The sequence below is a fragment of the Halomonas sp. HL-93 genome (assembly GCF_900086985.1).
GTDB lineage: Bacteria > Pseudomonadota > Gammaproteobacteria > Pseudomonadales > Halomonadaceae > Vreelandella.
In genome coordinates, this window is record NZ_LT593974.1 from 2,010,112 (window position 1) to 2,023,676 (window position 13,565).

Below are 13,565 nucleotides of genomic sequence, written 5' to 3' on the forward strand. Positions count from 1 at the left end.
ACTAACTGGGGTCGTAAGACAGCACCGGTGACAGCCAGCGTTCCATTTCCTCAAGCGGCATTTGCTTGCGATCAGCCAATACCCTGACCTGATCCTGAGTAATCTTACCGGTTGAAAAATATTTGGATTGGGGATGCGAGAAATACCACCCTGATACGGCAGCGGCTGGCCACATGGCAAAGTTTTCGGTCAGTGCGAGGCCTGTATTTTCGGTAGCGTTAAGCATCCTGAACAGCGTTGCCTTCTCGGTGTGATCAGGGCAGGCGGGATAGCCGGGGGCAGGGCGGATACCCTGGTATTTTTCGGCAATCAAGGCGTCATTATCAAGCGACTCCTGGGGTACATAGCCCCAGAATTCCTTGCGCACACGTTCGTGCATACGCTCGGCAAAAGCTTCCGCCAAACGGTCTGTCAGCGCCTGAACCATGATGGCGTTATAGTCGTCGCCCGCCGCTTCGTATTCTTTGGCAAGCGCATCGACGCCGTGTCCGGTGGTGACCGCAAAGCCGCCAATCCAATCGGCGTTTCCGCTGTCTTTGGGAGCGATGAAATCGGCCAGACTATAGCAAATGCCGTCACGCCCTTTGGTGGTCTGCTGACGGATATGGTGGAGTCGTTCAACGACCTCGGTGCGGGATTCATCGGCGTACACCTCGATGACGTCGTCGTCGACGGTATTCGCTGGCCATAAACCAATCACGCCCCGCGCCTGGACGCGTTTTTCGTCAAGCAGCTTGCGCAGCATTACTTTGGCATCTTCAAACAGATTGCGGGCCGCCTCGCCAACCACCTTGTCATCAAGGATCTTGGGGTATTTGCCCGCCAACTGCCAACTCATGAAGAAGGGCGTCCAGTCGATGCGCTCGAGCAGTTCGTCTAGCGGATAGTCGTTAAAGGTTTGCAGCCCAAGTTGGTGGGGCTTTGCTGGCGTATAGCTGGCCCAATCAGTACGGAAACGCCGCTTGCGCGCCTGGGTGTAGTCAAGGTCGGCAGCTTTTGGGCGTCGCTTGGCGTTGCGTTCGCGAACCTTTTCGTACTCTTCACGTATCTCCGCGATGTAGGGCGTTTTCAGGGTCGGAGTAAGCAATCGGCTCGCTACGCCAACAGCCCGGGAGGCATCGGTGACGTAAATCACCGGGTGGTCGTATTGGGGCTCGATTTTGACCGCCGTATGCGCTTTCGAGGTCGTTGCACCGCCAATCAAAAGCGGCAGGTCCATGCCGCGACGCTTCATTTCCTTGGCCACGTGAACCATTTCATCCAGGGACGGCGTGATCAGGCCGGACAGCCCAATGATGTCGGCGTTGTGATCCTTGGCGGCCTGGAGGATTTTTTCGGCGGGCACCATCACGCCCAGGTCGATAACCTCGTAGTTGTTACACTGAAGCACCACGCCGACAATATTTTTGCCGATATCGTGCACGTCGCCCTTAACCGTGGCCATGACAATCTTGCCCTTGGCCTGGGTATCTTCGCTCTTTTCCGCTTCGATATAGGGGATCAGGTAAGCAACGGCCTGTTTCATGACACGTGCGGATTTGACCACCTGGGGCAGGAACATTTTACCCGCGCCAAACAGGTCGCCGACTACGTTCATGCCGTCCATCAGCGGCCCTTCAATGACCTCAATGGGGCGCGCCGCTTCTGCCCGTGCCAGCTCGGTATCGTCTTCGATGTGCGCCGTAATCCCTTTGACAAGGGCATGTTCGATACGCTTGTTAACCGGCCAGCTGCGCCACTCTAAATCCTCTTTTTTCGCTGCACCGCTGCCATCACCTTTATATTTATCGGCAATATCCAGCAGGCGCTCGGTGCCGTCACTGCGCCGGTTGAGCACCACGTCTTCAACCGCTTCGCGCAGTTCGGCAGGCAGGTCGTCGTAAACGGCGAGCTGGCCCGCGTTGACGATGCCCATGGTAAGGCCCGCGCGTATGGCGTGATACAGAAAGACCGAGTGAATGGCTTCGCGAACCGGGTTATTGCCCCGGAACGAGAATGATACGTTGGACACACCCCCGGAAAGCATCGCGTGAGGCAGGTGTTCGCGGATCCATTGAGACGCTTCGATAAAGTCGACAGCGTAGTTATTGTGCTCTTCAATACCCGTGGCAATGGCGAAAATATTGGGGTCGAAAATAATATCTTCTGCCGGGAAGCCGATTTCATCTACCAGCAGGCGGTAGGCGCGCTTACAGATCTCCGTCTTGCGGGCAAAGGTATCGGCTTGGCCTTCCTCATCAAACGCCATGACCACAATGGCGGCCCCATAGCGGCGGCATTTGGTGGCCTGTTCGCGGAAGGCGGCTTCGCCTTCCTTGAGAGAAATGGAGTTAACCACGGCCTTGCCTTGAACGCACTGAAGTCCGGCTTCGATGATCTCCCATTTGGAAGAGTCGATCATGATCGGCACGCGGGCGATGTCGGGCTCGCCGGCAATCAGGTTCAGAAAGCGCACCATGGCTTCCTGAGACTCCAGCATGCCCTCATCCATATTGATATCGATAACCTGGGCGCCGTTTTCCACCTGCTCGAGCGCGACTTCCAGGGCGGTGGTGAAATCTTCCTCCACGATCAACCGCTTAAAACGCGCCGAACCGGTCACATTGGTGCGTTCGCCGACGTTGACAAACAGCGAATCGGCTTCGATGTTAAACGGTTCCAGCCCCGACAAACGGCAGGCGCGTGAACGCTCAGGCACTTCGCGGGGCGGCAAGCCATGTACGGCTTCCGCAATGGCGCGGATATGTTCCGGTGTGGACCCGCAACAGCCGCCAATAATGTTCACCAGGCCGCTTTGCGCAAACTCACCGACAATGGTTGCCATTTCCTCGGGCGTTTGGTCGTATTCGCCAAATTCGTTGGGCAGGCCCGCATTGGGGTGAGCAGATACAAAGGTATCCGCCTTGGTGGAAAGTTCTTCGACATACTGGCGCAGTTCTTCGGCCCCTAGCGCGCAGTTAAGGCCCACGGAAAGCGGCTCGGCATGGCGAATGGAGTTCCAGAAGGCTTCTGTCGTTTGCCCCGATAACGTCCGCCCGGAGGCATCAGTGATGGTGCCTGAAATCATCACCGGTAGCCGATGGCCAAGGGACTCAAACAGTTCCTCAAGGGCGTAGATGGCGGCTTTGGCGTTAAGTGTATCGAAGATGGTCTCGATCATAATAAGATCGGCGCCGCCGTCGATGAGTGCCTGAGCCGCTTCAAGGTAGTTTTCACGCAGCTCATCAAACGTCACATTGCGTTTGGCTGGATCGTTAACGTCCGGCGATAATGAGGCGGTGCGCGATGTAGGGCCCAGCACACCAGCCACGTAACGCGGCACACCGGTTTCGTCGGCAACGGCGTCACATACTTCCCTGGCCAACCTGGCAGACTCGCGGTTCAGTTCCGGTACAATAGCTTCCATACCGTAGTCGGCCTGGGACAGGCGCGTACTATTAAAGGTATTGGTTTCGATAATATCGGCACCGGCCTCAAGGTAATCGCGGTGAATGCGGGTCACCACGTCCGGGCAGGTCAGTGCCAACAAATCATTGTTGCCTTTCAGGTCCGACGGCCAGTCACTGAAACGTTGGCCACGAAATTCCTCCTCGCTCAGTTCGGCATTCTGCAACATGGTCCCCATACCGCCATCCAGAATATGGATACGTTGATTCAGGCGTTGGGTTAAGGTGGCAATCAAATCACTAGCAGCCATGGCAGGGGAAAGTCTCCAGCGTCGCAGTCAAAAGAGGTTCTCTTATCGTCGGCAGTCGCCGTTTAAATGGGTCAGCGGCGCACTATGATAACAAAGGGTGTCATGCGGGGCAGCAATGTATTGTTTATGAATGCCATAGGCATACATAAAGTGGGTATCATAAATAGCCTAGTAAAACAGTCGGGATTGTGTCGGCGCGCTGTTTTGCTTACCATAGACACAAAATGACATGTGAAGTGGCGCCGCCACTGCCACGGGAGGAAAACACCCCTCATGACCACGACAGCAGAAGCAGAAACCAACGTCGATACCCAAGGTATTGATATTACAAACAGTGCGCAGGATTACTTGGCGGAATTGCTGGAAAAGCAAAACGTTGAAGGTATCGCCGTGCGCATTTTCATCACCCAACCGGGCACGCCCTACGCCGAGACATGCTTAGCATACTGTCGCCCGGGAGAAGAAGAGCCTACCGACGTAAAGCTGGAACTTGAGAAAATTAATGTTTTTCTCGATAAAAACAGCCTGGCATTTCTTGAGGAAGCCGTCGTCGACTTCAATGCCGACCGCATGGGTGGCCAACTGACCATCAAGGCGCCTAACGCCAAGATGCCCAAGGTCAATGCAGATAGCCCCTTGGAAGACCGCGTCAACTATGTTCTATACAGCGAAATCAATCCTGGTTTGGCCTCTCATGGCGGCGAAGTCAAGCTGGTTGAGCTGACCGAGCAAAATATGGCGGTACTGGCCTTCGGCGGCGGCTGCCAGGGTTGTGCGGCCGTTGACCTGACGCTCAAGGACGGCGTCGAGAAAACGCTAATGGAGCGTATTCCCGAACTTGGCGGCATTCGCGATGTGACCGACCATTCGGATACGACCAACGCTTACTACCGGTAAGCCATGGCGTTCCGCCCGCTTTATAGTGCCCAGCAGATGCTGGGCACTTTTGTATGCTAGTCACGTTTACCTTCCTCTATGCCCTCATCAGCCTGATCGCGAGCCATCGACGTCGGCAGGTCAGTTAGTTGCCGTTGCATGGCATCCATCCGTGACCAAAGTTGTTCCTGCCAAGCCTTTTCGCGAGACTCATGCTGCTGAGCTTCTGCAGCTAGTGCTGTTTCTGCGCTATCGAGTCTTTTAGCCACCTCATCATAGCGTTGCTGCAGGGACGAAAGCGTAACTTCAAGCTGTTGCTGAGCTTGTTGCTGGACATTTGCCTCCAACTGATGCTGGTGGAGTGACCTTTCCAGCGCCTTGATCTCTCTCGACAGCGCCTGATTGCGTTCGTCTGCCTGCTTCAGTCGTTGCTGGTAGGCGGTTTCTTCCTGTGCACGTTCTTGCCGAGCGCTGTCCAGCAGGCCCATCAGGCGATCTTCGGCGGCTTCGTGGCGTTGTTCTTCCTGGCACAAACGCGCCTGCCATTCGGCCTGCTCGCGACTCAGTTGATCAGCATGCTCTGCCTGACGCTCAGCCAGTTGCTGCTGGAGGCGTTCATGGGCTGATTGCCACTTGGCTAGCTCGTCACGCGCCTCGCCAGCTTGGGTGCGCCACTGCGCCTCATCAGCCTGGCTTGCGGCCAGATCTCGACTGAGCGCCTCGACGCGCGTTTCTGTATGTCGCAGGTGCTCCGCCAGGGCGCTTTCACGCTGCTCCGCATTGGCGGCCCGCTGGTCGGCGTCGCTGGCCTCCAATCGGGCGACCTCTACTTGGCGATCGGCTTCCTCACGATAGTGGCGTAACGCATCGTGCGCCGCTTCCATAGCTTCTTTCCATAGTTCACTGGCGACGCTGACCACCGACTCGGGCACGCCCTTGGGTGGTGGTACGTCGCGGTTATGTTCCCGCTCAAGGCGCCACTGGCGGAAATGTTCGCTGATAGTGGTAAAGCTGCCCGTACCCAGCACTTCACGAATGCGCTGAACGCTTGGCGTGTCACCTCGAGAAAGCAAGGTGTCGATGGCTTGCTGTACATCTACATATTGAATACCGCTGCGCGCCATTTCTTGCTCCTTTTATGAGGTTTTAATAACCATGATTGTCCTGCTCTTGTTTATATAACGCAATATTACGTAATACGTAAAATGTAATTTATTTATCTTAAAAAACATAAATTCAAGATTACCCGTATTATCTTGAGTTTTTAGAGCATAAAAGCCAGACTTGGTGCACCAGCCAGCAACAGACTCGAATAAGGCGAAGAAGGAAGAAGGAAGAAGGAAGAAGGAAGAAGGAAGAAGGAAGAAGGAAGAGCGTAGGGTACGAGAGGAGAAAAGACGTCAATGGAAACGTGGGACAATACAGCCACCGCCAACCCGATAGCGCCGTTGGAGAGCCTTCGTGGTTCGCCGGTGTTGCCGCAAATTACCGCGAACACGGACGTGGAGGCGGTATCGGCTTGGCTTGCTGAATATCAGGAAAGTCCGCAGACCTGGAAATGCTACCGCCGGGAAGCCGAACGCTTGCTGCTATGGCTGACGACCCAGAGGTTGACGCTCGACCAAGTAAACCGCGACGTACTGCGCCACTTTGAGGCGTTCCTTGCTGACCCTCAGCCAAGCGCTCAGTGGGTTGGGCCCACCAAACCGCGTCACCACCCCCAATGGCGGCCGTTTCGAGGCGGCTTGTCAGCGGCCAGCCGTCGGCAAAGCCTGATTATCTTGCAAGGACTCTTCAGTTGGCTGGTTGAAGCGGGGTGGGTGCGGCATAACCCGTTTCGCTTAATGCGCGATAAGTCACGGCGGCTAAACAATCAAACGCCACGTATTGAACGCTACCTAGAACGCGAACTTTGGGAATGGCTGTGGCAATGGTTAAATCAGCCGGTGGCGGGGCAGGGCGAACGTGCTATTTATGAAAGCGCTAGGCGTCGTTTTATCTTTGGATTTGCTTACCTGTTAGCCCCCAGGTTGAGCGAGATGGCGGATGCACGAATGGGCGATTTCCAGCAAAGTGAAGGCCGCTGGTGGTGGTCTGTGGTTGGCAAAGGAAATAAGGTGGCGCGTATTCCGCTGCCCGCCGACATGCAGAATTGCTTAATCGAGTGGCGTCTCGCACTGGGGCTGACGGGGTTGCCGACTCACCACGATGACGCGCCGGTTATTCGCGCACTGGATAAACAGCGCAGCGTGGGCCATAACCAGCTGTATCGGCTGATCCGTGACACCTTCAAAGAAGCGGCCGACACGCTACAAGCGGCCGATGGTAATTCGGCGCATATCGCTGCACTGCGCAAAGCCACCCCGCACTGGCTACGACACACCTCTATCACCCATCAGGCCCAGGCAGGCATCAGCTTGCGGCACCTAGCCGACAGTGCACGCCACTCGCGACTTGATACCACGGCGCGCTACCTACATAACGAAGCCATCGAGTGGCACCATGAGCAACAGCGCCATCAGATTATGCCGCGAAGCCCCCAAGACAACATTGAGACGTTATAATGGACCCTATTTTGTGACCCCAACGCCAAAGGATTCACCATGAGCACGTCCGGTGCCGAGCTAGCCCAACAGGAACTGATCGAAGAGTTCGATATGTTTGATAACTGGATGGACCGTTATCAATACATTATTGATATGGGCAAACAGCTACCCCCTTTCCCAGACGAGTGGAAAACCGAAGATCGTAAAATACAGGGCTGTCAGTCGAATGTGTGGATGCACCATGAAGCGCAGGGTGACAAACTGATCTTCAAGGCCACCTCTGATGCAGCGATTGTATCGGGATTGATTGCCGTGCTGCTACGCATTTACAGCGAAAGAACCGCTGCCGAAGTGCGTAATACGGAGCCGCATTTCATGACGGACCTGGGCCTGGACAAACACCTGTCGCCGACGCGCAGCAACGGTTTGCATTCGATGCTGGAGCGCATTTACCAGGTTGCCCGGCAGACCGCTTAGTCGCGCTTGGGGTGGTGGCAATCGGCATGACAGGGATCCTCGTCTTCCCGGCACAAGGCTTCACTACGCCCACCGGGAACGGGATCCATACCGCCTTTGCTGCCCGGGTGGCATTTCAAAATACGCTTCATGGCCATCCAACTGCCTTTGAACGGCCCGTGCACCTGAATGGCTTCAATGGCATAGGACGAACAGCTTGGCCAAAAGCGACAGCGCGGGCCGAGTAGGGGGCTTAACGTATATTGGTAGATGCGCACCATGACGACGAGACACTGACCGACCAGCCAGCGAACGGCATTAACCAGGGTGCGCCAAGCCTTCATGACGATGACTTGGCATAGAGCTCGGCGGGATCAATAAGGGGCTCGCTATTGACCGCCACGCGTTCATTCGACAGTGACAGATAAAAGCAGCTGCGCCGCCCCGTATGGCAGGCAGGTCCCGTTTGCTCGACCTGGAGCAGTAGCGTGTCCCCATCACAATCGATCGCAGCGGCTTTCAGATGCTGCTGCTGGCCGGAAGACTCGCCTTTACGCCATAGTTTGCCCCGCGAGCGCGAGTAATAGCATACCCGCTGGGTTTGTAGCGTTTCTTCCAGCGCTTCACGGTTCATCCAGGCCATCATCAATACCTCACCGGTATCGTGCTGCTGGGCGATGGCAGGTATCAAACCGTCGGCATTAAACGCAGCGGCATCCAGCAACGTCGTTAATGAGGGGAGGGCATCAGCAGGTGACGCTGATTCAAGGTCTTTGAATAGAGGGTTTTCTGAGGACATGTTTACGACTCATCATTGGCTTGGCATTGCTGGCATAACCCTGATAATTCAATGGTTTGACGCTCTACATTGAAGCCCTTACGCTGAGCAAGAGCGGCCAGTTGATCGCTAATTTCATCCAAATGTAGCTCATCCACATAGCCGCACTGCCGACAAATCAACAGTTGAAACCCATGGGCGTGTTCCGGGCACGCGCAGGCAACATAGGCATTTTGCGATTCAATACGGTGAACAAGCCCCTGCTCAATGAGAAACTCCAAAGCACGGTAGACTGTCGGCGGGCGAGCTGCTGCGTGTTCCGTCGAGAGTTTATCGAGTAGGTCGTAGGCTTTTAAACCACCACCATGGCGAGCAATAAGCTCCAGCACTCGGCGCCGAATAGGCGTAAAGCGCACGCCACGCGTGTGGCATTGGGATTCTGCCTGCTGCAATAGCGCATTGGCGTGTGTCATAAACGTCTCGTTGGCCACTGTGAGCACAGTTCGTGCAGTGGAAATAGTTGTTTACGTGATAAGTATAAGTTTACGCGCTTACATCAGGTGTGTCAGGGGGCTCAACCAACTCGCTTGTGCGAGCAAAATGATGCTGCGCAAACGCCACCCGTTTCTCAACGGATACGCCCTCTGGCTGCCGCTCGATAAGATCCAGCCGACGACGAAGCCCCTCACCATTGGTCATTTGAATAGCTAGCCCAGGGCGAGCATTGAGCTCCAGAAGCATAGGGCCATGCTGACGATCAAGCACCATGTCGGTTCCCAAGTAGCCTAATCCGGTCATCTCAAAACAGCCGGCTGCCAAGTTCAGCAACGTTTTCCACTGTGGGACCACTAGACTTGCCAGATCGTGCCCGGTATCCGGGTGAGCAAAACAAGGCCGATCAAACTGAACACCTCGAAGGGCAGCCCCCGTAGCCATATTAAGCCCTACACCGACAGCCCCTTGGTGAAGGTTAGCCTTACCATCCGAAGCGGCCGTTGACAGCCGCATCATGGCCATAACAGGGTACCCTTTAAAAACGATAACACGAATGTCAGGCACGCCTTCGTAGGTATATTCCATCAGGCTTTCATCAAAATTGATCAACGTTTCCACAACGGCCACATCGGGTGAACCGCCTAGCGAGTAAAGACCCGATAGAATGTTGGAAACATGGCGTTCAATATCGGTAATTGAGAGGCGCGCGCCGCTGGGTTTGATGAAGTCGCCATCCTCGACGCTTTCTATGACCAAAATACCTTTGCCACCGCTCCCCTTGGCCGGCTTAATCACAAACCCATGGTGGCCCGCCAGCATCGGACTAATGTGCTTGACGCCAAACTGTGTTGTTACCGTGCCAATTAACGCTGGCGTGGTAATGCCGTAGCGCTGCGCGAGCAGCTTGGTTTTAAGCTTGTCGTCAACCAGCGGGTATAGGCGTCGGTGATTGTAGCGCCCGATGTACCGGATATTGCGCCGGTTCATGCCGATGATGCCTTTATCGCGCAGCTTCGTTGGCCATGTCCAATTACTCAGCCAACTCATAAGGGTTTATCTTCTTCGGTAATAGGCTTAAAGCGACGCAGTTCTAACAGCCGGTAGCCGGTGTAATTACCCAGCAGCAGAATCAGCGCCATTAATATGAACTGGACGCCCAGGAAATTAAACGTGATGTGGCGTACCCAAGGGTTGTTCATCGCTAAAAATGCAATCACTGCGGTTAATAAGCTACCACCTCCCTGTATCAAGACCTGCTTGGGGCCTTCCTCTTCCCACAAAATCGACATCCGCTCAATCGTCCAGGCGAGAATGATCATCGGGAAGAATGTAATGGTCAGCCCCGCGTTGAGGCCCATTCGATACGCCAACACCGAAAACACCGAGATAATGGCAATGACGGTAATGATCACCGCCGAGACCCTAGCAACCAACAATAAATTCAAATAAGACAAATAGTTACGGATAATCAACCCAACCGCGACCACCAGTAAAAAACCAATCAGACCGGTGGTAAGGCTGGTTTGAATGAAGGCGAGGGCGATTAATACCGGCATAAAAGTGCCTGAGGTTTTAATGCCGACCAACACGCGCAGAAACACCACCACCAGAGCCCCAATGGGGATTAACAAAATGGTTTGAAACAGCGCCTGTTCTTCAAGCGGCAAGCTATGAATCGAGAAGTTGAGCAGTGTGTCATTAGAGTTAAGATTACGCACCGCCGCCGAAGCGGGCTGGTGGTGAGTCATCATTGAAAAACTAACGTTGGAGTTGCTGCCTCCCTGGACTTCAAGCACAGCCTCGCCGGTCGTTTCCCACAACAATAAATTGTCGGGTTTGCCTTGCTCGCCAGTTACTGGATGAAAGAGCGACCAGGTTTCTTCATCTTCATCGAATACCTGGATCCAACTGGTTAGGGTTTGCCGACGGCGACCATCTTCTAAGAGCAAGCCACTCACCGCGCGTGCTTTTACCTCTGCCTGGTTCAATAGCCGGATAATCAGCGGCGCCGGATCGACCTCACCAAGCAGTAACCGGGCGTTCTCATCCTGACGTTCGCCGTTGATGTCACGAATCAGCTCACGAGCAAAGGTGGCATTATTGGCACTGCGCTCCCAGGCTTCCTCAATAAGTTGCTCGGCGGCGGAATCGAAAGGCGATTCCCACTCCACCGCTGGCGGCAGCTCCGGTGCGATTTGTACGGGCGCCTGGGCATCAGGTGAGACCAGCATTTGCACTGAATAATAAAGTTGCTGTTCTCCATCGGCTTCGCGAATAGTCCACTCGGCACTGCGCCCGGTCTCATCGGATTGATAGGCGAGTCCATAGCCGGAAGAAGCTGTGTTCTCGGTTAATACACGATACCCTGACTGTTGTGTTGGCAGCGCGAAATCAACCTCTACGGGACCATCCTGGGCGTCAAAAGAAATAACCGCTTCAATTTCCCAAACCTGGCGCTGTTCGTCCGGTACCCAAGGGATCTCAAACTGAATGTGGCGGTGAACACTCATCGCGATACCTGCAATGAGCAGCAAGCCGACGATGAAATAAAACGGTAGCCGTGACATCAAGATTCCTTTCAATAGTGACAGCAGAGGCTGTCGTTATTCTTCGTTATCGTCTGAATCGGCTGCTTCATCGTCAGCCGCCTGATCTGAAGGCTCTCCACCGGGAAACTCTGGCCGATCAAAACGGTAGGTTTCTGCCACATCGATAACGGCAATATCCAATAAAAAACGACGCCCAAGTAGGATCGGGTACTCTAGGTGACTACGATCATTCAGGGTAAATTCCACGTTTTCCCTCAATGGCCCTAGGTTTAAGAGCAAGGAAATAACGGGGCGCGAGTCGTCACCCGAAGCTTGCACAATGCGTACACGACGCTCAACGGGTGCCTCAATCCATTCATCGCGCAGTTTTTCAACGACCACATCGTCATCATTAAGCGCTAATTTAAAGCGCACCCAGTCTTCGCCATCGCGCTCAAAAGGGGTGATATCCTTGGCAGACAGTGATGAGGTATTCGCGCCAGAGTCGACGCGGGCCTGCAGATAGGTACCGATGCCGGGCAAACCTACCCATTCATTACGACCCAGCAGAGTTTTACCATCTAATAAGCTGTCTTCTGCTTGGCATTCCTCACGGATAATCACAGGCTCTTCATTGCGGGCGCCCAACTGTTGGACATCATCACGCAGCAAGCGAAGCAGGCTGCCGACTTCTCGTACATCGGCGGTAAATACGTGTTGCTGGTCCAGTTGGCGCTGCTGGAGGGAGGCAGCGTTGCTGCACTGCTGGGATACATTGCTCTGTAGTTCATCCATGCGAAGGTTGAAAGCATCCTCATCAAGAGGAGGGGGCTTATTGGCAACAGGCTTTGGCACCGCACAACCAGTCGCCAAAAAAGCCATACCTACCATCAGCCATACAACACCTGGGCGCATAAGAGCTACATCCTTAAACAATAAGAGGATGAATGATAAGGAGTAGTAAGACCCGTTGTCCAACACCGCATGCTGTTTTCCCGCACAATCTATATTATTTAACATAATATATATTATGCGAACCGGAAGAAAACAATTGACTTCAGGCGTTGCTGCCAGGCTAAACTAACCAATATTTGTACGAACAATACGGACTATATAGGAAATGCACAATGAAAATCCGCATTCTAGCGATGGCAGCTCCCCTTTTATTCCTTTTGCTTGCAGGATGCTCAAGCGTCGACGTTGAAGATTATGCTGGCACTGAGCCACGCCTGGATATAGCAGACTACTTTACCGGCACCACCCGCGCTTGGGGTATGGTGCAGGATTATAGTGGTGAAGTTCAGCGTCGGTTTACCGTCACCATTGATGGCCGTGTTGAAGACGACACGCTAATTCTGGATGAAGACTTCGAGTTTGCCGATGGTGAAACGGATCGGCGTGTATGGCGCTTCGAGCGTGTCGATGAACATCGCTGGGTAGGCACAGCCAACGACGTTGAGGGTCCTGTGGAGGCTCGCCAATATGGGCATGCATTTCACATGAACTACCCATTAGATGTGGATATCGGCGACAGAACGTTCAATTTCACTATGAATGACTGGATGTATCTTCAACCCGATGGACGCTTAATCAACCGTACGGAGATGAAAAAGTTCGGTGTAACCCTGGGTGAAATTACGCTGGTATTTGAGCAGGCGTCCCAGAGTCAGTAGCAAGCACGCTTTTAGCTTATCGTAAAACAACCTGCTAATTCAGCAGGCTGTTTGGATACTACATCGGACTAAATTTTAGCGCCTGGCTTCAATCGTCAGCCGGTGCATACGAGCCATCTTCACGGTGTACTTCATTGCCGGTGATAGGCGGTGTGAATACACACGCTAAGTGCATGGTTTTATGAGCACGCAACAAGTGTTCGTCATGCTGGTCAAGAATGTAGATATCACCAGGCTTGATGGGCCAAATTTTACCATCGGCTAGCGTTTCTACTTCGCCCTCACCCTCGATGCAGTACACGGACTCATAGTGATGCTTGTAATGAATATGTGTCTCGGTGCCTTCAAAGATGCGGGTGATATGGAATGAAAAGTTGCCACCGTCATTCGCCAATACCAAGCGCGTGCTGTCCCAGTTTCCGCTCTCGGCTGTTACTAGACGATCTGTTTTGCGTGCTTCGTCAATATTGCGAACGATCATATTTGTGCTCCAATTTAAAGGCGGCCCGAGCGGGG

The 13,565-nt window shown here is 53.9% G+C and carries 13 protein-coding genes; 4 read left to right on the plus strand and 9 right to left on the minus strand.

What is annotated here, in order from left to right; translation table 11 throughout:
* Position 1 precedes the first annotated feature (1 nt).
* Positions 2 to 3,697: a methionine synthase gene (metH, locus tag GA0071314_RS09270; RefSeq protein ID WP_074396373.1), complete on the minus strand. Its 3,696-nt coding sequence runs from the start codon at positions 3,695 to 3,697 to the stop codon at positions 2 to 4.
* 273 nt (positions 3,698 to 3,970) lie between these two features.
* On the opposite strand from metH, the gene nfuA reads away from it, so the two are divergent.
* On the plus strand, positions 3,971 to 4,594 hold the full coding sequence (gene nfuA / locus GA0071314_RS09275) for a Fe-S biogenesis protein NfuA (protein WP_074396374.1): 624 nt from the start codon (positions 3,971 to 3,973) through the stop codon (positions 4,592 to 4,594).
* Positions 4,595 to 4,650: 56 nt separating this feature from the next.
* On the opposite strand, the gene GA0071314_RS09280 is transcribed toward nfuA, so the two are convergent.
* Entirely contained in the window at positions 4,651 to 5,697 is a 1,047-nt protein-coding gene (locus tag GA0071314_RS09280; RefSeq protein ID WP_074396375.1) for a DNA-binding protein, read from the minus strand.
* A 279-nt stretch (positions 5,698 to 5,976) separates the two neighbouring features.
* Here GA0071314_RS09280 and GA0071314_RS09285 point away from each other — a divergent pair, with 279 nt between their 5' ends.
* Positions 5,977 to 7,137: a tyrosine-type recombinase/integrase gene (locus tag GA0071314_RS09285; RefSeq protein WP_074396376.1), complete on the plus strand. Its 1,161-nt coding sequence runs from the start codon at positions 5,977 to 5,979 to the stop codon at positions 7,135 to 7,137.
* Between the two features lie 39 nt (positions 7,138 to 7,176).
* The gene (locus tag GA0071314_RS09290; protein ID WP_074396377.1) at positions 7,177 to 7,596 is read left to right on the plus strand and encodes a SufE family protein; all 420 of its coding nucleotides are present in this window, start codon (positions 7,177 to 7,179) and stop codon (positions 7,594 to 7,596) included.
* Here GA0071314_RS09290 and yidD read toward each other — a convergent pair.
* From yidD to GA0071314_RS09320, 6 genes are all read right to left on the minus strand, one after another.
* Complete coding sequence (yidD, locus tag GA0071314_RS09295) at positions 7,593 to 7,919, minus strand: membrane protein insertion efficiency factor YidD (RefSeq protein WP_074396378.1); 327 nt, start codon at positions 7,917 to 7,919, stop codon at positions 7,593 to 7,595. The two genes, GA0071314_RS09290 and yidD, sit on opposite strands and share 4 nt — an antisense overlap.
* Positions 7,916 to 8,374 (minus strand): phosphoribosyl-AMP cyclohydrolase, encoded by a 459-nt coding sequence (gene hisI, locus GA0071314_RS09300; protein ID WP_074396379.1) that lies wholly within the window; start codon positions 8,372 to 8,374, stop codon positions 7,916 to 7,918. The genes yidD and hisI overlap by 4 nt, the downstream gene beginning before the upstream one ends.
* A gap of 2 nt (positions 8,375 to 8,376) precedes the next feature.
* A complete protein-coding gene (locus tag GA0071314_RS09305) occupies positions 8,377 to 8,826 on the minus strand; it encodes a transcriptional repressor (RefSeq protein ID WP_074396380.1) in 450 nt (149 codons plus the stop codon).
* 70 nt (positions 8,827 to 8,896) lie between these two features.
* Positions 8,897 to 9,895, minus strand: a complete 999-nt coding sequence (locus GA0071314_RS09310; protein ID WP_074396381.1) for an alpha-L-glutamate ligase-like protein — start codon at positions 9,893 to 9,895, stop codon at positions 8,897 to 8,899.
* A complete protein-coding gene (locus tag GA0071314_RS09315) occupies positions 9,892 to 11,415 on the minus strand; it encodes an inactive transglutaminase family protein (protein WP_074396382.1) in 1,524 nt (507 codons plus the stop codon). Before GA0071314_RS09315 ends, GA0071314_RS09310 begins: the two co-directional genes overlap by 4 nt.
* A 36-nt stretch (positions 11,416 to 11,451) precedes the next feature.
* Entirely contained in the window at positions 11,452 to 12,291 is an 840-nt protein-coding gene (locus tag GA0071314_RS09320; RefSeq protein WP_074396383.1) for an ATP-dependent zinc protease family protein, read from the minus strand.
* 212 nt (positions 12,292 to 12,503) lie between these two features.
* On the opposite strand from GA0071314_RS09320, the gene GA0071314_RS09325 reads away from it, so the two are divergent.
* Positions 12,504 to 13,049 (plus strand): DUF3833 domain-containing protein, encoded by a 546-nt coding sequence (locus GA0071314_RS09325; RefSeq protein ID WP_082934229.1) that lies wholly within the window; start codon positions 12,504 to 12,506, stop codon positions 13,047 to 13,049.
* An 88-nt stretch (positions 13,050 to 13,137) separates the two neighbouring features.
* Here GA0071314_RS09325 and GA0071314_RS09330 read toward each other — a convergent pair whose 3' ends face one another.
* Complete coding sequence (locus GA0071314_RS09330) at positions 13,138 to 13,530, minus strand: ectoine synthase (protein WP_074396384.1); 393 nt, start codon at positions 13,528 to 13,530, stop codon at positions 13,138 to 13,140.
* Positions 13,531 to 13,565: the final 35 nt, after the last annotated feature.

Bases quoted from the DNA above. Each gene is read 5' to 3' on its own strand.
- metH (WP_074396373.1), bottom strand. From the start codon at position 3,697: ATGGCTGCTAGTGATTTGATTGCCACCTTAACCCAACGCCTGAATCAA.
- nfuA (WP_074396374.1), top strand. From the start codon at position 3,971: ATGACCACGACAGCAGAAGCAGAAACCAACGTCGATACCCAAGGTATT.
- GA0071314_RS09280 (WP_074396375.1), bottom strand. From the start codon at position 5,697: ATGGCGCGCAGCGGTATTCAATATGTAGATGTACAGCAAGCCATCGAC.
- GA0071314_RS09285 (WP_074396376.1), top strand. From the start codon at position 5,977: ATGGAAACGTGGGACAATACAGCCACCGCCAACCCGATAGCGCCGTTG.
- GA0071314_RS09290 (WP_074396377.1), top strand. From the start codon at position 7,177: ATGAGCACGTCCGGTGCCGAGCTAGCCCAACAGGAACTGATCGAAGAG.
- yidD (WP_074396378.1), bottom strand. From the start codon at position 7,919: ATGAAGGCTTGGCGCACCCTGGTTAATGCCGTTCGCTGGCTGGTCGGT.
- hisI (WP_074396379.1), bottom strand. From the start codon at position 8,374: ATGTCCTCAGAAAACCCTCTATTCAAAGACCTTGAATCAGCGTCACCT.
- GA0071314_RS09305 (WP_074396380.1), bottom strand. From the start codon at position 8,826: ATGACACACGCCAATGCGCTATTGCAGCAGGCAGAATCCCAATGCCAC.
- GA0071314_RS09310 (WP_074396381.1), bottom strand. From the start codon at position 9,895: ATGAGTTGGCTGAGTAATTGGACATGGCCAACGAAGCTGCGCGATAAA.
- GA0071314_RS09315 (WP_074396382.1), bottom strand. From the start codon at position 11,415: ATGTCACGGCTACCGTTTTATTTCATCGTCGGCTTGCTGCTCATTGCA.
- GA0071314_RS09320 (WP_074396383.1), bottom strand. From the start codon at position 12,291: ATGCGCCCAGGTGTTGTATGGCTGATGGTAGGTATGGCTTTTTTGGCG.
- GA0071314_RS09325 (WP_082934229.1), top strand. From the start codon at position 12,504: ATGAAAATCCGCATTCTAGCGATGGCAGCTCCCCTTTTATTCCTTTTG.
- GA0071314_RS09330 (WP_074396384.1), bottom strand. From the start codon at position 13,530: ATGATCGTTCGCAATATTGACGAAGCACGCAAAACAGATCGTCTAGTA.